General features: G+C 44.7%; 23 protein-coding genes. 16 read left to right on the top strand and 7 right to left on the bottom strand.

The features are described 5' to 3' along the window. Positions 1–6: 6 nt before the first annotated feature. Both thiI and ACFQ4A_RS11330 read left to right on the top strand, forming a co-directional pair. A complete protein-coding gene (thiI, locus tag ACFQ4A_RS11335; RefSeq protein WP_382400644.1) occupies positions 7–1,209 on the top strand; it encodes a tRNA uracil 4-sulfurtransferase ThiI in 1,203 nt (400 codons plus the stop codon). Positions 1,210–1,287: 78 nt separating this feature from the next. Then, positions 1,288–1,491, top strand: coding sequence for a small, acid-soluble spore protein, alpha/beta type (locus ACFQ4A_RS11330; protein WP_382400642.1), 204 nt, complete (start codon positions 1,288–1,290; stop codon positions 1,489–1,491). Positions 1,492–1,548: 57 nt separating this feature from the next. Here the strand turns inward: ACFQ4A_RS11330 and ACFQ4A_RS11325 are convergent, their stop codons facing one another. Next, a complete protein-coding gene (locus tag ACFQ4A_RS11325; RefSeq protein WP_382400640.1) occupies positions 1,549–2,349 on the bottom strand; it encodes an NAD kinase in 801 nt (266 codons plus the stop codon). A 121-nt stretch (positions 2,350–2,470) separates the two neighbouring features. Between ACFQ4A_RS11325 and ACFQ4A_RS11320 the strand changes: the two genes are divergently transcribed. The 6 genes from ACFQ4A_RS11320 to ACFQ4A_RS11295 all read left to right on the top strand — a co-directional run bounded on the left by ACFQ4A_RS11320 (position 2,471) and on the right by ACFQ4A_RS11295 (position 7,040). Further along, complete coding sequence (locus ACFQ4A_RS11320) at positions 2,471–3,046, top strand: DUF2953 domain-containing protein (RefSeq protein WP_382400638.1); 576 nt, start codon at positions 2,471–2,473, stop codon at positions 3,044–3,046. 12 nt (positions 3,047–3,058) lie between these two features. Beyond that, entirely contained in the window at positions 3,059–3,601 is a 543-nt protein-coding gene (gene ytfJ, locus ACFQ4A_RS11315; RefSeq protein ID WP_382400636.1) for a GerW family sporulation protein, read from the top strand. A 106-nt stretch (positions 3,602–3,707) separates the two neighbouring features. Further along, positions 3,708–4,208, top strand: coding sequence for a thiol peroxidase (gene tpx, locus ACFQ4A_RS11310; protein ID WP_382400634.1), 501 nt, complete (start codon positions 3,708–3,710; stop codon positions 4,206–4,208). A gap of 117 nt (positions 4,209–4,325) precedes the next feature. Continuing rightward, the gene (locus tag ACFQ4A_RS11305) at positions 4,326–5,300 is read left to right on the top strand and encodes a class I SAM-dependent methyltransferase (protein WP_382400632.1); all 975 of its coding nucleotides are present in this window, start codon (positions 4,326–4,328) and stop codon (positions 5,298–5,300) included. Between the two features lie 24 nt (positions 5,301–5,324). Beyond that, a complete protein-coding gene (locus ACFQ4A_RS11300; RefSeq protein ID WP_382400630.1) occupies positions 5,325–6,512 on the top strand; it encodes an acetate kinase in 1,188 nt (395 codons plus the stop codon). Positions 6,513–6,524: 12 nt separating this feature from the next. Further along, on the top strand, positions 6,525–7,040 hold the full coding sequence (locus tag ACFQ4A_RS11295; protein WP_382400628.1) for a MogA/MoaB family molybdenum cofactor biosynthesis protein: 516 nt from the start codon (positions 6,525–6,527) through the stop codon (positions 7,038–7,040). A gap of 88 nt (positions 7,041–7,128) precedes the next feature. Here ACFQ4A_RS11295 and ACFQ4A_RS11290 read toward each other — a convergent pair whose 3' ends face one another. Then, positions 7,129–7,563 (bottom strand): universal stress protein, encoded by a 435-nt coding sequence (locus ACFQ4A_RS11290; protein WP_382400626.1) that lies wholly within the window; start codon positions 7,561–7,563, stop codon positions 7,129–7,131. A gap of 131 nt (positions 7,564–7,694) precedes the next feature. Here ACFQ4A_RS11290 and ACFQ4A_RS11285 point away from each other — a divergent pair, with 131 nt between their 5' ends. From ACFQ4A_RS11285 to ald, 3 genes are all read left to right on the top strand, one after another. After that, positions 7,695–7,847: a hypothetical protein gene (locus ACFQ4A_RS11285; protein WP_382400624.1), complete on the top strand. Its 153-nt coding sequence runs from the start codon at positions 7,695–7,697 to the stop codon at positions 7,845–7,847. A gap of 118 nt (positions 7,848–7,965) precedes the next feature. Further along, entirely contained in the window at positions 7,966–8,724 is a 759-nt protein-coding gene (locus tag ACFQ4A_RS11280; protein ID WP_382400622.1) for an SDR family oxidoreductase, read from the top strand. Between the two features lie 81 nt (positions 8,725–8,805). Continuing rightward, positions 8,806–9,924 (top strand): alanine dehydrogenase, encoded by a 1,119-nt coding sequence (ald, locus tag ACFQ4A_RS11275; protein WP_382400620.1) that lies wholly within the window; start codon positions 8,806–8,808, stop codon positions 9,922–9,924. 92 nt (positions 9,925–10,016) lie between these two features. Here ald and ACFQ4A_RS11270 read toward each other — a convergent pair whose 3' ends face one another. Then, a complete protein-coding gene (locus ACFQ4A_RS11270; RefSeq protein ID WP_382400618.1) occupies positions 10,017–11,114 on the bottom strand; it encodes a M24 family metallopeptidase in 1,098 nt (365 codons plus the stop codon). A gap of 178 nt (positions 11,115–11,292) precedes the next feature. On the opposite strand from ACFQ4A_RS11270, the gene ACFQ4A_RS11265 reads away from it, so the two are divergent. The 4 genes from ACFQ4A_RS11265 (at position 11,293) to ACFQ4A_RS11250 (ending at position 14,809) form a co-directional block, all read left to right on the top strand. Beyond that, the gene (locus tag ACFQ4A_RS11265; RefSeq protein ID WP_382400616.1) at positions 11,293–11,973 is read left to right on the top strand and encodes a metal-dependent hydrolase; all 681 of its coding nucleotides are present in this window, start codon (positions 11,293–11,295) and stop codon (positions 11,971–11,973) included. 401 nt (positions 11,974–12,374) lie between these two features. Beyond that, entirely contained in the window at positions 12,375–13,130 is a 756-nt protein-coding gene (locus tag ACFQ4A_RS11260; protein WP_382400614.1) for a prepilin peptidase, read from the top strand. A 71-nt stretch (positions 13,131–13,201) separates the two neighbouring features. Beyond that, positions 13,202–13,423 (top strand): hypothetical protein, encoded by a 222-nt coding sequence (locus tag ACFQ4A_RS11255; protein ID WP_382400612.1) that lies wholly within the window; start codon positions 13,202–13,204, stop codon positions 13,421–13,423. A gap of 78 nt (positions 13,424–13,501) precedes the next feature. Continuing rightward, positions 13,502–14,809 carry a DRTGG domain-containing protein gene (locus ACFQ4A_RS11250; protein WP_382400610.1) on the top strand — a complete coding sequence of 436 codons (1,308 nt, stop codon included), beginning with the start codon at positions 13,502–13,504 and terminating at the stop codon, positions 14,807–14,809. Between the two features lie 64 nt (positions 14,810–14,873). On the opposite strand, the gene ACFQ4A_RS11245 is transcribed toward ACFQ4A_RS11250, so the two are convergent. After that, complete coding sequence (locus ACFQ4A_RS11245; protein WP_382400608.1) at positions 14,874–15,164, bottom strand: YtpI family protein; 291 nt, start codon at positions 15,162–15,164, stop codon at positions 14,874–14,876. A gap of 93 nt (positions 15,165–15,257) precedes the next feature. Here ACFQ4A_RS11245 and ACFQ4A_RS11240 point away from each other — a divergent pair, with 93 nt between their 5' ends. Continuing rightward, positions 15,258–16,205: a DHH family phosphoesterase gene (locus tag ACFQ4A_RS11240; protein ID WP_382400606.1), complete on the top strand. Its 948-nt coding sequence runs from the start codon at positions 15,258–15,260 to the stop codon at positions 16,203–16,205. Positions 16,206–16,282: 77 nt separating this feature from the next. Here the strand turns inward: ACFQ4A_RS11240 and ACFQ4A_RS11235 are convergent, their stop codons facing one another. The 3 genes from ACFQ4A_RS11235 to ACFQ4A_RS11225 form a co-directional block, all read right to left on the bottom strand. Further along, positions 16,283–16,480: a hypothetical protein gene (locus tag ACFQ4A_RS11235; RefSeq protein WP_382400604.1), complete on the bottom strand. Its 198-nt coding sequence runs from the start codon at positions 16,478–16,480 to the stop codon at positions 16,283–16,285. Positions 16,481–16,584: 104 nt separating this feature from the next. Beyond that, a complete protein-coding gene (ytrI, locus tag ACFQ4A_RS11230; RefSeq protein ID WP_382400602.1) occupies positions 16,585–17,085 on the bottom strand; it encodes a sporulation membrane protein YtrI in 501 nt (166 codons plus the stop codon). Then, positions 17,085–17,417 carry a YtrH family sporulation protein gene (locus ACFQ4A_RS11225; protein ID WP_382400600.1) on the bottom strand — a complete coding sequence of 111 codons (333 nt, stop codon included), beginning with the start codon at positions 17,415–17,417 and terminating at the stop codon, positions 17,085–17,087. Before ACFQ4A_RS11225 ends, ytrI begins: the two co-directional genes overlap by 1 nt. Positions 17,418–17,484: the final 67 nt, after the last annotated feature.

Genomic DNA, 17,484 nt, shown 5'->3' with positions numbered 1-17,484 from the left:
ATAACTATGCAATATGACCATATATTAATTCGCTATGGCGAGATCGCCTTAAAAGGTAAAAACCGCAAAAGCTTTATTATACAGCTGCAGAACAATCTCAGAGAGCAGCTTAAGCCTTTTCCGGAGGTGACCATAAAGCGGACCCAGGGGCGTATGTTCGTTTTACTGAACGGCCATGAACCGGAACCGGTTATGGCAAAATGCCGTCATGTATTCGGTATCCAAAGTCTTAGCCTGGCTTTAAAAGTTCAAAATGATGAGACTGACATTAAGGGTGCGACACTATGGGCTTTAGAGAATAGTACCAACGTTCGGACTTTTAAAGTTTCCGTAAAGCGCATTGACAAAACATTTCCGGTACGCTCCCAGGAAATGAATCAGGTTTTGGGTAAGCACTTGTTATCCAATACAACCGGTTATACAGTGGATGTTCACCAGCCTGATTTGGAGCTCAGGGTGGAAATCCGGACAGAAGCTACGTATATAATGTCAAGTGTTGTTCCAGCACTTGGCGGACTGCCGGTTGGTTCTTCAGGGAAAACACTTCTGATGTTGTCGGGGGGAATCGACAGCCCGGTTGCCGGGTTTTTGGCGATGAAACGCGGGGTGCAAATCGAGGCGATTCACTTTCACTCACCACCGTTTACGAGCGAACGGGCCAGGCAAAAGGTACTGGATTTGGCTGAAACATTAACCCAGTATGGCAATAAGATTCGTGTCCATGTGGTTCCATTCACCAAAGTACAGCAGCATATTTTCCGGGAGATGCCGGAAAATTATGCGATGACCATTATGCGTCGAATGATGATGCGGATAAGTGAGCAGGTCTGCCGGAAGGAATCCATTTTATCGATTACGACAGGTGAAAGTCTAGGTCAGGTTGCCAGCCAGACAATGGAAAGCATGAATGCCATTAACGAGGTGACGAATTATCCGATTCTCCGGCCACTGGTGGCTATGGATAAAGACGATATTATCCGGATTTCAAAACAAATTGATACTTATGCTATTTCCATTCGTCCATACGAAGATTGCTGTACCATTTTTGTACCGAAGTCCCCGAAGACCAGACCTACACGGGAAAAAGTGAATGAATTTGAGTCACAGACCGACTTTTCCAAGCTGATTGAAGAGGCAGTCAACGGCATCGAAGTGGTGACATTGACCGGTACATCGGCTATCGAAAAAGAATTTGATGATCTTTTATAATCGACTATTGTCAACAACTACCAGTTTTAAAATCATAGCCTGGTACACACCATAAGGGTACCAAGGAGGTGATTGAACATGGCAAGCAACAGTTCAAATCAATTAGTAGTACCTGGTGCAGAACAAGCACTGGATCAAATGAAAACTGAGATTGCACAAGAATTTGGTGTTCAACTTGGTGCTGATAATACGTCCCGTGCTAACGGTTCTGTAGGTGGGGAAATCACAAAACGGCTTGTTTCAACAGCTCAACAACAATTTAGTGGCAACTTCCCACAATAACAACATGATAAACGAAATGGCCAGGGGCTATCCTTAAATGGATAGCCCCTTTCATTGTTATAAAAATGTCCGTTTTACCCGATCCCAATACGTGTTATGTTTGAGTTTCACCGTCTTGACCACTTTATCGCTCAAACGAACGGTCAGATCCTGGATATTCCGGATTGAAAAAGCTTCATTATCCATGCCAATCAAAGGGTGATCATTACCGTCCTGAACAATTTTCAGTGTCAATGTTCGGTCTTTGTTTAAAACAAACGATGACCCCAGTGTACGGTAGCGATTGTTATTGAGCGAGGCGATTTCGGATACCTGAAATGCCGGAATCTTTGGGTCGATGACAGCACCTTGTGTTGATTTATTATAGCCGGTGCTTCCGGTAGGCGTGGCGACAATTAGCCCATCACCGCGGAACGTTTCAAAATGCAAGTCATCAATATGGACATCAATCACAATCGATTTGATAATGGTAGAGCGGATGCTCACCTCATTCAGGCAATGAAACGCAGACTCGCCATTAACAACCACGTCGATAACTGGAAAACGGCGTACTTCCATTTCTTCATGAACCATGGTGTGCAACATTTCGTCAAAGTTGTCCATATTAAAATCACAATACAAACCGGATTCATTCGCTCGCGTTATGCCGGTGTACAAGCAGTCCTGCCGAAAACCGGTTTGACGGACAGCCTGGAGAAAGGCACCGTCCCCGCCAACACTTACGATGACATTGGCATCCGCCGCATTTTCCACAATCTGAAACCCGTTATCTGTTGCCAGTTTGAATAGTGGGTCTAGTTTATCCTCAAGTTCAGGATTGTTCGGGTAATAAAAATACAGGTTATTTCGCGTTGTCATATCATAAACCCTCCACAGATAAAGATCCATTTTACCGTTATTTTACCATGTTCACCTGTCTTAACCTAATTATGTGTAAAAAAAGGAAATTGGCAGAAGCTAAGAAAAAAGGGGTGAGCCCGTGGCAATTGGAATTTTGATATGTTTCCTGATCGTTTGTATCATCCTGCTCTATTCAAAAATCATCGTGACCGGTTCGGTTACAATAAACAAGCAAAAGCAAACGATGGAAGTTACCGTTTATTTTTGTCATATCCGCTTGATGGAAAGGTCCATCAATTTAATGAACGAAGAACCTGATCAGACGCATTCATTTCACGATACGTTGACAATGATACATAACATTAGCCGGCATTTTGTTCAAAAAATAAACGGTTTTCATGAGGTATCAACACTTATTCTGGAGCGGCTGCACGTTCACGAGCTTACGTGGCATACGGAAATTGGCACCGGTAAAGCTCATACAACAGGTATGGCAGCTGGTGGGATATGGGGGGCCAAAGGTGCAGCCGTCGGAATCCTGTCAGCTAAATGCCACTTGAAATGTCAGCCATCAATTGTCGTCACCCCCTTTTTTAATCAAAAACGAATCGATTCGGCCGTTGACTGCATGATATCGATAAGGGCGGGGCAAGCTATCTATGCATTACTCAAAATTATACGGAAACTGCCTGCAAAACGGGAAGCAGCCATTTAAGGAGGATCAGTCATGGATGAACATCCAATACAAGGATTAATGACAACAGCAATGGAAAATTTAAAAGATATGATTGACGTTAACACAATCATTGGGGATCCTATCGAATCACCGGATGGTAGCGTGATTATTCCGGTGTCGAAACTGGGATTCGGATTTGCCGCCGGCGGGAGTGAATTTAGTGGCAGCAGCAGCTCCAAGGAATCCGGCGGAAGTGATTCGTTGCCTTTTGGCGGTGGCAGTGGCGGTGGTGTCTCGGTGACACCGGTCGCATTTTTGATCGTCAACCCGAAAGGCATTAAGATGATCCATCTTGATGAAAGTACCCACATATACGAAAAAATGATGGATTTTGCACCTAAAGCAGTTGAGAAAATTCAGCAGTTGCTGAAAGAATCGGGTCTGCCGGATATGATGAAACAGCAAGCAGGCAAGAGCCGGAGTAAAGAAGAGCAAGGCGGTCAGCAGCAGGATAAGAAACAGCGACAGGAACGCGGTCAGGAGGATGACGAAAAGAAGTTTGACGATTCGTTTGATCAAAACTATGATATATAGTTGACATAATTTTCCGAAATAAAGAGACCGAATCATTGGACATCATTAACAAATCCATTCATAATATAAATGGAAGATAGACAATGTTATGGGAAGGGATGATTCAATGGCTAATGTGACATTTAACCAGGATCCGGTCACACTTATGGGGGATGAGGTCTCAGTCGGGGACAAGGCTCCGAATTTCACGGTTCTGTCGAATGATCTTCAGGAAGTCTCGCTGGATGATTATAAGGGGAAAGTGAAATTAATTGCTGCTGTACCGTCCGTTGATACCGGTGTCTGTGCTGAAGAGACAAGGCGTTTTAATGAAGAAGCCGATAAATTGGATAATGTACAAGTCTTGACGATCAGCATGGATCTACCGTTCGCCCAACAGCGCTGGTGTGCCGCAAATGGCATTAAGCATCTGGATACATTATCCGATCACCGTGATGCAGACTTCGGTGAAAAATATGGTGCGTTGATCAAGGAACTGCGCCTACTGGCAAGGTCAGTTTTTGTAGTTGATTCCAATGATAATGTCACCTACGTGGAATATGTAAGTGAGGTCACCAACCATCCCGATTATGACAAGGCGCTTGAAGCGGCACGGCAAGCGGAATAAATCCTCACGAAGCTCTCCTGCAGCGGTGAATAGCAGGAGAGCTTTTTGTTTTAGGAACGATTGCTCTTTTGGTACAATAGAGACGCTTCTGAGACAATGGAATCGGAGGATTTGTGCATGGAACAATCAAACGTAGAATCTTTGTTTGAACATATTGATAATCTGACTGAAACTGTCCAACAATACATGAATGAAACCTATTTGGACAGCCTGACCATCGCGTTGGAGACGGTTTTTTACGGAAATCCACCTGAAGAAATGGGTGACTTTGAACAAAATCTGCCGTCCATACCAGATCTGTCAGCTTATGACATCGTGGACATCCGAAAGGCCGTACAGCTGGCGATCTTAAAAGGCATGAAAGGTGCCACACAGCAGCAGCATTTAATGACACCAGAAACAGTCGCTCTGTTTGTCGGTTATTTGGCTTCAAAAGTAACAAGTGACCAGGAGAATATTCGCGTATTTGATCCGGCGAGTGGAACGGGAAACCTGTTGACGGTCGTTACGGAGCAGCTTGACAAGCTGGGGGATGTAGTTGCGGGTGAAGTTGATCCGACACTCATTAAGCTGGCTGTTTTGAACGCCAACTTGCAACAGAAAGAAATCGAGTTTTTCCATCAGGACAGTCTGCGACCATTTTTGCTGGATCCGGTCGATCTCGTTGTCAGTGATTTGCCGGTTGGCTATTATCCTGACGATATCCGGGCCAATGATTATGAACTGCGGGCGGAAGAAGGTCATTCCTATGCCCACCATCTGTTTATTGAACAGAGTATGAATTATACAAAACCCGGCGGTTATTTGATCTTAGTCATCCCTGAATTTCTTTTCGACAGTGACCAGTCCGATAAACTGCATGCTTACCTTCAGGAACAGGCGCATATTATCGGCGTTTTGCAGTTGCCGGAATCAGCGTTCAAAGCAGACAAAAATCGTAAAAGTATTCTTATGCTGCAAAAGAAAGGGCCGGACACAACTGGCCTTAAACAGCCATTACTCGTTCAAGTCCCTTCGTTTAAAAATACAGACGCTATGAATGATATTTTAGCACAAATGAATGCCTGGTTTTCCGACACTATGAAGCAATAGTCAACAAGAAGGGAGTTATAAACCATGTCAAACGTATTGGCGATCAATGCTGGCAGTTCCTCATTAAAATTCCAGTTGATCCGCATGCCTGAAGAAACTGTTCTGGCAAAGGGCCTTGTCGAGCGGATTGGTCTGCCTGAATCAGTGTTTATGATTGAAGTCAATGCTAAGGATGAAGCCGTCATGGAAATACCGGATCATGAGGTGGCGGTCAAACAGCTTTTGGACAGGCTTGCTTCTTCCGGGGTGATTCGGTCGATGGCGGAAATTGATGCCGTTGGACATCGGATCGTACATGGCGGCGAGCAGTTTAATGATTCGGTTCTCATAACGGACGACGTTATTGAGACGATCGAAGACGTATCTGAACTGGCCCCACTTCATAACCCGGCCAACCTGACAGGGATTCGGGCGTTCCGGGACATTTTGCCTGATGTGCCTATGGTAGCGGTATTTGACACAGCATTTCACCAGACAATGCCGGAAAAATCGTATCTATACAGTTTACCTTATGCGTATTATAAGGACTATGGTATCCGTAAATACGGTTTTCACGGGACATCCCATAAATATGTTTCACAACGGGCGGCGGAAATGATCGGATTGCCGGTTGATCAGCTGCGTCTCATTTCGTGTCATTTAGGTAACGGCGCCAGCATTGCTGCCATCGATAAAGGCAAATCAATTGACACATCGATGGGATTCACTCCTCTGGCGGGTGTGACAATGGGAACACGATCAGGCAATATCGACCCGGCTCTCATTCCGTATATTATGGAAAAAACAGGTAAAGATGCAGATGACGTGATCAACGTTTTAAACAAAAAAAGTGGTATGCTCGCTCTGTCCGGCTTTTCCAGTGACTTACGGGACATTGAACAAAAAGCCGATGAAAATGAACGGGCAGAGCTGGCTCTGGAAGTGTTTGCAGCACGAATTCATAAGTATCTGGGATCCTATGCGGCACGAATGTCCGGTGTCGATGCGATTATCTTTACCGCGGGTGTTGGGGAAAACAGTGATGTTGTCAGGGAGAAAGTTCTGACCGGGCTGGAATTTATGGGTGTCTACTGGGACCCTGCCCGTAATCAAATTCGCGGGAAAGAGACGTTCATCAACTATCCGCATTCACCGGTCAAAGTGATGGTGATCCCGACAAATGAGGAAGTCATGATTGCCCGGGATACAGTGCGAATTACAGAGCAGCACTAGGAGGGGACCTGTATGTCAATCCACCAGCACAAAAAACATGATACGTCAGCTCATTGTATGGTGCTGACAATCAGTGATACACGGACACCGGGAACCGATAAAAGCGGTGATCTGATTGTGACCATGCTGGAAGAAGCAGGTCATGTGATGGCTCTGAAGAAGATTATTGCCGATGACGCTGGGGTGATTCAGAACGACGTGTCAGCCGGCTGTGAAAATGCCGGCGTTGATATTCTTTTGCTGAATGGCGGCACCGGCATAGCGCATCGTGATGTGACAATTGAGACGATTCAGCCCATGCTGGATAAAGAAATGAACGGTTTCGGTGAGATCTTTCGTATGCTCAGCTATCAGGAGGATATCGGCTCCGCAGCCATTTTATCACGAGCCATTGCCGGTGTGATTGGCAATACAGCCGTTTTTGCTATGCCTGGCTCATCCGGTGCGGTTAAATTAGCTATGCAGAGGCTGATTATCCCGGAAATCAGTCATGTCGTGCATGAATTAAGGAAAGATAGCTGTCATTGACCGGCAAGGACAGCAGGGTAGTACCCAGTTGTGTGGCATATGGTGCTTTCCCTGCTATCTTTATGCGGAAATAGAATGCGCCCATGAATCACCGCACAACGAGAACATCACAGCTGGCATAGCGTGTGATGCTTTCTGAAACACTGCCAATCAGAAAACGTTCAACAGCTCCCATGCCCGTCGCACCGCAAATAATCAAATCGGCGCTGTACCTTCCTGCAATATCCTTAGCAATTTTCACTTTGGGTGACCCATATTCAATTGACCTTTCCATTTTGGTGATGCCGGAAACTTTCGCATTTTCCGCGTAACTGTCCACCAGGTCCTTCGCGTATTCCTCTGCACGTTCCGCGAGTGTCCTGTCGTAGGCTTCAGCGGTAGCAAACGTTCTTGAATCGACTACATGCGCTAGAATCATCCGCGCATCATTTCGCTTAACAATATTCACTGCTTTTCGGAATGCTTTTTCCGAAGCCTCTGAACCATCCACTGCCACAACAATTTGCTTGTATTCTGAATCCATTTTTTCTTCCCCCCTTTTTTATTAGTTTAATACCCTTTATATCATACTGACAATCGTCTTTTACTAAAATGGAAACAGAATGTACTTGTTTGTGTCGTTAATGTGAACATACTAAGAATGGAGGTGATAAAGTGGCCAAAAACGACCATTTCTTTGAAGATAAAAAAGGGATTTCTGCTGTCAAGAACCAGTTGTTCGAAAGCTATCAGAAAGGCGTTATTGAAGACAAAGACAAATTGTCCAATAACCGCAATATCCACACGTATAATAATCAAAAAAATTAAAAGCCATCGCCAATCCGCCCATTAATGGGTGGATTGGTTCAACTGACCTGATACATTATATTATGTTATAATATCAGTCATGACAAGGTTTCAGAATTTGGAAAAGGGGGAGTAGTCGATGGGACATGCCCTGATAACAGCCGGAACTTCCGGGTTGGGAAGGCAAGTGGTACAAAAATTTTTGGAAGCCGGACACCATGTCACGGCCACGTATCACAGCAATACCGACAAAGCCAGTCGTGTTCAGGAAGAACTGGGATCATATGCACCTTCATTACATATCGAACAAGTAGATGTGACGAATAAACAAGATATAACCCATTTGGTGGATAGCGCCGTTAAGCATCATGGCGGTATTGATTATCTGATTAATAATGCCGGGCCCTTTGTGTTCGAGCGGAAGAAACTGTTGGACTATTCTGATGAAGAGTGGCATAACATGATTAATGGCAATCTTGATGCCGTTTTTTATTTGCTAAAACAGACGATCCCGCATATGCGACAGCAACGGTTTGGACGGATTATCAATTACGGTTACCAGGGCGCAAACAGTGCTTCCGGCTGGTTGTACCGTTCCGCGTTTGCTGCCGCCAAAAGTGGTCTTGCGTCGTTGACGAAAACCATTGCATTTGAAGAGGCGGAATATCAAATAACATCCAACATGGTGTGTCCGGGTAATATTGTCGGGGACATGAAAGAAGCCAACATTGAAGAAAGCCGGCAAATTCAAGACGAAAAAACCCCGATTGGCAGGCCCGGAACCGGAGAGGATATCGCCCGTGCGATATTATATTTATGTGACCGTGACTCCGATATGATTACCGGGTCCGTGTTTGAAATAACCGGCGGCATCGATGTCATCAATCGGTATCGATAAACGTTTAAGAATGCTATTCTTGCCGTGTTTTGTTATAATGAAAGTGTTTTCAACCATTATCATTCAGAAGGGGGTATAGATTTGAGAATCGGTGTACCGAAGGAGATCAAAAACAATGAAAACCGTGTTGCGATGACACCAGCGGGGGTCGTCTCACTGACAAAAGCCGGTCACGAGGTTTATGTGGAAACTGGTGCCGGGTCAGGATCGGGTTTTCCGGATGAAACCTATGCCAGGGAAGGGGCGACGATCGTCTCAACTGCAAAAGAGGCCTGGTCCTATGACATGATCATGAAGGTCAAAGAGCCGCTGCCTGAAGAATACGACTACTTTCAAGAGGGGCAGATCTTGTTTACATACTTGCATTTGGCGGCAGAACCGGATGTCACAAAAGCACTGATTGAAAAAAAAGTTATCGGGATCGCTTATGAAACGGTGCAGCTTAACAATGGCACGCTGCCGCTTTTGACACCGATGAGTGAAGTTGCCGGTCGCATGGCTTCCCAAATAGGCGCCCAGTTTCTTGAGAAAACAAAAGGCGGAAAAGGTGTCCTGCTTGCCGGTATTCCGGGTGTGAAACGCGGAAAAGTGACTGTCATCGGTGGCGGTGGTGTCGGGACCAACGCTGCCCGTATCGCTATGGGGCTTGGAGCGGACGTGACGATTATTGATTTGGATCCGGAGCGTTTGCGGCAGCTGGATGATATGTTTGGTTCGGATATTAATACATTGATGTCCAATCCGAAAAATATCGCGGATTCGGTCGCGGAATCGGATCTTGTGATTGGCGCAGTCTTGATTCCAGGAGCTAAAGCGCCGACATTAGTCACAGAGGAAATGGTCAAGGCCATGCCAGAAGACTCGGTTATCGTTGATGTTGCTATAGATCAGGGCGGTATTGTGGAAACGAGTGACCGGATTACCACCCATGATGATCCGATCTATAAAAAGCATGGTGTTGTGCACTATGCTGTGGCGAATATGCCTGGAGCAGTGCCGCGCACAGCCACGATTGGTCTGACCAATGTGACGGTTCCATATGCGTTGCAATTAGCGAACAAGGGCTATCAAAAGGCTTGCCTTGATAATGAAGCGTTGTTAAAAGGCATCAATACATTGGATGGCTATGTTACACACAAAGCGGTTGCCGAAGCCCATGGTCTAGATTTTGCAAGCGTGCATAACTTACTGGATGAATAATCGTAAAAGCGGTACCTGAATCAGGTGCCGCTTTTATAATCATTTGGCTGAAAACGTTCCTGCGCGGTTGATAGCCGGGGCATGCGGCTGAATTAATCCACAATTTGTAGGTCTTTCGAAAAAGTGGTTAATGTTTCAGCACCTTCACGTGTCATGAAAACCATATCTTCAATCCGCACGCCACCTTTTCCTGGCACGTAGATCCCCGGTTCAATCGTGTAACACATCCCAGGCTGAAGCGGCAACTCGTTTCGGTTGTGCATTGAAGGATATTCATGTGTCTCGATGCCCAACCCGTGCCCGATCCGGTGAGTGAAATAATCACCGAACCCTGCTTGTTCAATATGTCGGCGCGCTGTCAGGTCAATGTCCCTAACAGCTGTATTCTGCCTGGAAGTCGCGATTGCTTTCGTTTCCGCCTCCTGGACCGTCTGATAAATCGTTTTTTGCTCAGGCGTTATGGATTTGTACGCAACGGTTCGGGTTATGTCAGAACAATAGCCTTCATAAATGACACCTAGGTCAAACAGAACAAGGTCACCTGTTTCGATTTGTTTCATGGAAGGTGTCCCGTGCGGCGATGCCGTCTTGACACCTGACAAGGCCATCGTGGCAAAGGCCATTTGCCGGACGCCCTGTTTTTTCAGTTCATATTCAATTTTGGCAATGATGTCCAGCTCACTGACACCTTCCGCGATAGCGTTGACACCTGTTTTAATACCAAAATCAGCCAGTTCCGCAGCTTCTTTAAGCAGGGTATATTCCTGTTTACTTTTAATCACGCGTAAATCAGCCAGAATTTCCTGCGCATCGCTGAATACAGCGTCCGGAAAGACGGTCTGGGCGCTTTCAAACCGCTCCAGTGTTATGTGATTCCGTTCAAGGGCGATGGATTGCGGCATACGGCTTTGGCGTTTTAAAAACTGGTGAAATAATTCCCACGGGTTTTCGTGATCATGGTAGGTAATGATCGCATGTTGCCATCCGGCATTTTTGGCATCTTCTTTTTCCATGGCGGGAACGATCATTAACGGATCGTGCGTCCGGCTGACATAGACAGCAATCAGACGCTCGTGCGGATCGGTATAATAGTTGCTCAAGTAATAAAAATTAGCTGGTGATGTTATGAGCAAGCTGTCAAGATGATGTTTATCAAGTTCTTCAAGCAGCGCGTCGAGCCTTTCTGTCATGGTAACACCTCATTTTATATAATAGGTTCATTATAACAGACATGGGGGAAGAAGTTGTCAGGCACACTCATTTGTTCGTCCGCATGTATGAAAATCGAGACAAACGGGAAAGGATTTTCAAGGGCCTCTATCGAATATAGAGAGTGCAGACAATTTTCAGTAAAAAGGAGCGATATTCATGCAAGTATCTTATCACGGCCATTCTGTTGTATATGTCAAAACAGATAAGCATACGATCTTAATTGACCCGTTCATTTCAGAAAATGATGCGTGTGATCTTGATGCAGGGTTAGTCGAAACAGATGTCATCCTGCTGACACATGGGCATAACGACCATGTCGGGGATACGGTGGAAATTGCCAAACGGAACGATGCGCTCGTTGTAGCACCGAATGAACTGGCTAATTACTTAGGCGGTAAAGGGTTAAACACGCACCCAATGCATATTGGTGGGGCACATGAATTTGATTTTGGAAAGGTAAAATTCACCCAAGCGTTTCACGGCTCCTCCTACACAGAAGAAGACGGCACCATTATTTACACAGGTATGCCAGGCGGAATCCTGCTGACGATTGGTGGCAAAACCATCTACCATGTTGGTGACACTGGCTTGTTCAGTGATCTTAAGTTGATCGGTGAGATGAATGATATTGACATCGCATTTGTACCGATTGGTGACAATTTCACAATGGGTCCTGACGATGCCCTGATTGCAGCGGATTGGATCAGTGCCAAAACGGTTGTCCCTGTGCATTACAATACATTCCCGGTGATTGAACAGGATGCGGATCAATTTGCCGCCAATGTGAAAACCGGTAAAGGCCTTGCCATGAAAATCGGGGACTCAGTGGATTTGTAAGCCAAAAAGTGATCATTTGCTCACGTTTTCTTAATATAAATTATCTGAATAATACATCACCCATGCTTGTCAATACATGTTATTATAAGCCAAAACACAACGATTACCTTTTATTTCCGGCTCTTCACCAAAATCTATGTTTGACAAACTGGATTTAAATTGATAAAGGCAACCGCTACGGAAAAACACTACGCTTTCCGTGGGCCCCGAGCTCAGCCTCCTCGAAAAAAGAAGTTCGCTTTTTTCTGCTCAGGTCTACTCTGCGCTTTCCCACAGGAGTCTCCGTGTTTTCCCTCCGCTAGCTAGTTGTCTATAATATATTTATCCATATATTTCAACCATTGATTTTGGTGTTGACCCTTATGTCCCGTTTACTTTATTTCTTTTTAAGGAGCGCAGTCATGGATAACTTATTCCCACTTCTATTTTTCCTTCTGGGCTTGATTTTTGGCTCATTTTTCAATGTCATTGGATTACGGGTCCCTCACAAACAATCCTTCACGTATAACCGGTCCATTTGTCCGAAATGTAAACAACAACTGTCGTGGTATGAACTTATTCCGGTTTTGTCCTATATTTTTCAGCAGGGCAAATGTCATAATTGCAAAATGACTATATCACCTTTATACCCCAGTGTTGAGCTGGGAACTGGCTTAATATTTGCCTTATGTTACGTTAAGACAGGGCTTGACTTGGAACTGGTAACGGCTTGGCTATTCGTGTCGTTGCTCGTCATTATCTTCGTTTCGGATATCAAATTCATGCTTATTCCGAATCGCATCTTACTATTCTTTTTTCCATTGTTTGTCATTGCTCGTATCATTCGGCCACTTGATCCATGGTGGTCTTCTATTACCGGCATGCTGGCTGGCGTCATGATTATTGCGATAATCATTGTGATAAGCCGTGGTGGGATGGGTGCAGGAGATATGAAACTGTTCGGTCTATTAGGCATTGTATTGGGGTTTGAAAAAACATTACTGACGTTGTTTCTTTCCTGTGTGATTGGTGCAATTATCGGGCTCATATTGCTTTTGCTGGAGGTGATTGACCGAAAACAGCCGGTTCCATTCGGTCCATATATTGTTATTGCAGCGGTAATCGCTTACTTTCAGGGAGATTTTTTATTAAACTGGTATTTTCATAACCTGTTTTAAAAAGAATACGACAACCCAAGTTCTTCTCTTTCTTTTCCTATCATAGATTACTATGAAAGGAGGCGATATACTTGCGCCATTATGCAATATTGCGTTTACTGTTAGCCGGATTCTTTCTTTATATTGCCTGGCCGGTTATTCCCGAAGTGGTCACTCAAGAAGCGATTTTATTTTGGGGATTATGGCTCGGATTCTTTCTACTCGTTGTTGGAGCCAACTTTGCAACACTTTTGCAAATGACTGAGCCTCCGGTAATGGAACAGGAAAGAGAACGAGTCCAGGAAAGGGCGTAACCATTGTCGTTTGGCTGTATCAACTGTATAATAAAAGGCAAGTATAAAGACTAGTACAGTTGAAAGTCGGTGATCCAAATGGCAACAAAACATGAACAAATTTTACAGCATATTTTATCACTGGAAATCGGCCATAAAATTTCTGTCAGACAGATCGCAAAAGCCCTGAATGTCAGTGAAGGTACCGCCTACCGGGCGATTAAAGAAGCTGAAAACCAGGGGATTGTCAGTACAATCGAGCGTGTCGGGACAATCCGGATTGAACGGAAAAAGAAAGATAATTTTGAACGCTTGACGTTTGCCGAGGTTATTAAAATTGTGGATGGACAAGTGCTAGGCGGCCGTCAGGGACTGCATAAAACATTAAATAAATTTGTTATCGGAGCGATGCAGCTGGATGCCATGATGCGCTATACTGAAGCAGGCTCACTATTAATTGTGGGTAACCGGGTACAGGCACACGAGCTGGCATTAAATGAAGGCGCTGCTGTTTTAATCACGGGCGGATTTGATACGAATGCGGATATTAAACAACTTGCGGATCAGAAACAATTGCCGGTCATGTCAACAAGCTATGATACGTTTACTGTGGCTGCCATGATCAATCGGGCCATTTACGACCAGCTGATTAAGAAGGAAATTGTCTTTGTCGGGGACATCTATACGCCGTACGATCAATCATTATTTCTATATACGAAAGATACACTGGAACGCTGGTATACATTAAACGAGCAATCAGCACATACACGGTACCCGGTTGTTGATGACAAAGCGCGGGTGGCCGGGATGATCACCTCAAAAGACATTATCGGTAAAGATAAAAATTTGCGTGTTGATAAAATTATGACCAAAAACCCGAACGCCGCCCAAGAGAAAACGTCGCTGGCTTATGTTGCGCATATGATGGTGTGGGAAGGAATTGAAGTCGTGCCGGTAGTTGATCCTTCAAACAGACTGAAAGGAGTTGTTTCCCGTCAGGATGTTTTGAAAGCTTTACAACAAATTCAGCGGCAGCCGCAAATCGGGGAAACAATCGATGATATTGTGGCAAGCAATCTGCTTCCCGTGGAAGAAGATCAGACTGTTTTTCAAGCCCTTGTGACACCGCAAATGACCAACCAGCTCGGCACGCTTTCCAATGGTGTGTTTACGGCACTCATGACTGAAGCCGGTAGTCGGCTCTTGCGTTATTATAAAAAAGGTGACCTTGTCGTGGAAAATTTGACCGTTTACTTCTTGAAGCCGGTTTCTATTGAGAGTCAGCTGCTGATTAAACCGAACATACTTGAAGCCGGCCGGATTTACGCTAAAATGGATGTCGAAGTGTTCAGTGGAAAGAAAATGGTCGGTAAAGGTCTCCTGATGGCCCAATTAATCGACCGCTGATATATGAGAGGAATCGGCTACCTGCCGATTCCAACCATTTCAGACATCCGACCTCTGACCTCTGCTATGCATTCAGGCGCTGCCACTCTCGCCGGTAGTGGCCTACTTCTTTCATCCCCGTGTACACATGAATTACCCCAAAAAGTAGAAGTACAACGCCGATTAATAATGCCAGCTTAGTCTGGTAGAATATATACTGATTAATGGCAAAAAAGAAAATGAAACTTCCAAGACAAACACGTGATTTTGCGTTAAAATAAGCTTGTGTCAGCCCATCGTCACTTTTCAAGATAGCGACTTTGTAATAAACCCAGAAAACGAGTGAAAGCACAATAATAATTGGAAAAATAATCATAACATCTGCTCCTGTAACCATAAGTCGATACTATTGTAGCTTGTTTTGACGTTGAAAGAAAGTATAAATATGTGACAAAGTTAGGAGAATACAATGGCTATACAAGCAATCAGTGAAGCAATCAAAGCATATGAAACAATTATCATTCACCGGCATGTAAGGCCTGATCCGGATGCGTACGGTTCCCAGGCTGGCCTTAAGGAAATGATTGCCAAATCTTTCCCTGAAAAAAACGTGTACATAGCTGGTGAGGAAGATCCGGCACTAGCGTTTTTGGCAAAGATGGATCACATTCCTGATCATACATATGAAAACGCCCTTGTCATTGTTTGCGATACGGCTAATGCTGCCCGTATCAGTGACCAGCGCTATGATTTGGGCGATAAACTGATTAAAATTGATCATCACCCGGTCGTGGACGATTACGGTGATGTGACATGGGTGGATACAGCGGCCAGTTCGACCAGTGAAATGATTTATGACTTCTATCTGACTGCCCGGGATGATGGCTTTACATTAAACGATGAAGCGGCCCGCCTGATTTATGCTGGTATTGTCGGCGACACAGGAAGGTTTTTATTCCCAGGTACAACCAAAAAAACATTTCAGCATGCTGCGGAACTGGTGACATATGACTTTGACCGCCCCAATCTTTATGACGGCATATACCGTATCAGACACAATATTGCCAGACTAAGGGGCTATATCCTGCAGCATTTCGAGCTTTCTGAATCCGGCTTGAGCTCGGTTAAATTGACAAAAGCTATTCTGGATGAATATGGTGTCAGTCCGATGGAGACCGGTCAGCTTGTCGGAGTTCTGGGTGATATAGCAGGAATAAAAGCATGGGTGCTGTTTATTGAGGAAGACAATTTGATCAGGGTGCGCCTCCGTTCAAAAGGCCCGGTCATTAATGAGATTGCTGCCAAGTACAATGGCGGCGGGCATCCGATGGCGTCCGGCGCAACTGTGGCCACATGGGATGAAACGGATGCTGTGGTGAAAGATCTGGATGCCGCCTGCAGCTTTTATAAAGGATAGACGTAAAGAGCTATTTCCAAAGTGGAGATAGCTCTGCATAATAGTGGAAAGCTGTTTACTGAGAAGGACTGACTAGTCTAGGAGCTTTTTCGGACGAGGGCCGGGATAAACCAGCACCCTGCATTTGTCTGGTCATAATGTACGTGGAGATTTTCCCGCTCAATCCCGCGTCGAATTAGTCGGATTAGCTCGGCAGATTCAGCATAAGCTGTGTATCCGTTTTTTAGCTGGGCAATTTTGTCATCGCGTAACCGTCGCTCATTGATGATAAGCATATTAATCCAACTCCTTTTAGAAAATAAGCTAAACGCTCATTTTATTATAGTCGATAAGTAAATGGATTGCTATTATATTATTCATGTTTCATGAAATGGTCACATTAATCTGCTATATTGGCTTCTACTGAAATTTTTACCGTTGGTGTCAAGTATAGTTTTTCAACAGTGAACTGGAATTCAAAATCATCAACTTTAAAGACTTTATTTTGGATTGTGGCTTCCAATAGGCCATCACTTTCCGAAATGATGGAAAGGTCTTTGCCGATGATATGCTCGATTTCTTCCTTCATTAATTCTTCAAGGTCATGTATAATGAGTTTATCCGGCAGGTCTTCTTCATTGGTGATGGTGATTTCGATCGTTTCCACTTTGATCGGCTCTTTTGATTGTTCATCGAGGCTTTCATTATCTTCGAGCAGTGCTTCGTTTTGATTTTTTAATTCCGACACCTCTGATTTCAAATCACGGTTTTCCTCCAGAAGCTGTCCATACATTGTTCCGTGCATATAGACAAATAAACAATAAGCAATGACAGCACCGATAAATGTCCCAACCAAAAAGCGCTGCCATGTGGCTTTTTTATGATATGGTGGGATATGCATCAGCCAACACTCTCCTGAATCAGCCAGCTGAGAATGGTTATCCCAGCTTTAACACCACCCATGGCTGCCAAAATGAGCATGATTTGTTTAAACAGGTCAAAGGTTGAGCCGTCCAAAACACCTTTTTCAAAATTGGCGATAGCATCAAACGTTCCGCCAATCGCGGCGACAATTGCCCAAATTCGTAACCTGTCTGCAATCCGGGTGATTTGGGTAAATGGCGCGTCTCCGGTGGCAAACGCCCCGATACTACCGATAATGGCACCGCCAATAATGACACCGAAGGCAATAAAAAAACAATGAATGAGTTGAGCTATAAACCGTTCCTCCATCATCTAGGCTCCTTGTCAATATACTGATTCATTTTATGATGCGGCTGGACAAGATATGCCAGGACGC

This window comes from Lentibacillus salinarum, from assembly GCF_042679865.1.
GTDB classification, from domain to species: Bacteria; Bacillota; Bacilli; order Bacillales; family Amphibacillaceae; genus Lentibacillus; species Lentibacillus salinarum.
The sequence above is the reverse complement of the archived record's forward strand: the minus strand, read 5'-3'. Positions and strand labels throughout refer to the sequence as shown.

Coding starts and splice junctions, on each gene's coding strand:
- ACFQ4A_RS11280 (WP_382400622.1), top strand. CDS start 7,966: ATGGGACATGCCCTGATAACAGCCGGAACTTCCGGGTTGGGAAGGCAA.
- ACFQ4A_RS11290 (WP_382400626.1), bottom strand. CDS start 7,563: ATGGATTCAGAATACAAGCAAATTGTTGTGGCAGTGGATGGTTCAGAG.
- tpx (WP_382400634.1), top strand. CDS start 3,708: ATGGCTAATGTGACATTTAACCAGGATCCGGTCACACTTATGGGGGAT.
- ACFQ4A_RS11235 (WP_382400604.1), bottom strand. CDS start 16,480: ATGCTTATCATCAATGAGCGACGGTTACGCGATGACAAAATTGCCCAG.
- ACFQ4A_RS11325 (WP_382400640.1), bottom strand. CDS start 2,349: ATGACAACGCGAAATAACCTGTATTTTTATTACCCGAACAATCCTGAA.
- ACFQ4A_RS11265 (WP_382400616.1), top strand. CDS start 11,293: ATGCAAGTATCTTATCACGGCCATTCTGTTGTATATGTCAAAACAGAT.
- ytfJ (WP_382400636.1), top strand. CDS start 3,059: ATGGATGAACATCCAATACAAGGATTAATGACAACAGCAATGGAAAAT.
- ACFQ4A_RS11270 (WP_382400618.1), bottom strand. CDS start 11,114: ATGACAGAAAGGCTCGACGCGCTGCTTGAAGAACTTGATAAACATCAT.
- ACFQ4A_RS11240 (WP_382400606.1), top strand. CDS start 15,258: ATGGCTATACAAGCAATCAGTGAAGCAATCAAAGCATATGAAACAATT.
- ACFQ4A_RS11300 (WP_382400630.1), top strand. CDS start 5,325: ATGTCAAACGTATTGGCGATCAATGCTGGCAGTTCCTCATTAAAATTC.
- ACFQ4A_RS11260 (WP_382400614.1), top strand. CDS start 12,375: ATGGATAACTTATTCCCACTTCTATTTTTCCTTCTGGGCTTGATTTTT.
- ACFQ4A_RS11245 (WP_382400608.1), bottom strand. CDS start 15,164: ATGATTATTTTTCCAATTATTATTGTGCTTTCACTCGTTTTCTGGGTT.
- ACFQ4A_RS11250 (WP_382400610.1), top strand. CDS start 13,502: ATGGCAACAAAACATGAACAAATTTTACAGCATATTTTATCACTGGAA.
- thiI (WP_382400644.1), top strand. CDS start 7: ATGCAATATGACCATATATTAATTCGCTATGGCGAGATCGCCTTAAAA.
- ACFQ4A_RS11295 (WP_382400628.1), top strand. CDS start 6,525: ATGTCAATCCACCAGCACAAAAAACATGATACGTCAGCTCATTGTATG.
- ACFQ4A_RS11330 (WP_382400642.1), top strand. CDS start 1,288: ATGGCAAGCAACAGTTCAAATCAATTAGTAGTACCTGGTGCAGAACAA.
- ytrI (WP_382400602.1), bottom strand. CDS start 17,085: ATGCATATCCCACCATATCATAAAAAAGCCACATGGCAGCGCTTTTTG.
- ACFQ4A_RS11225 (WP_382400600.1), bottom strand. CDS start 17,417: ATGGAGGAACGGTTTATAGCTCAACTCATTCATTGTTTTTTTATTGCC.
- ACFQ4A_RS11305 (WP_382400632.1), top strand. CDS start 4,326: ATGGAACAATCAAACGTAGAATCTTTGTTTGAACATATTGATAATCTG.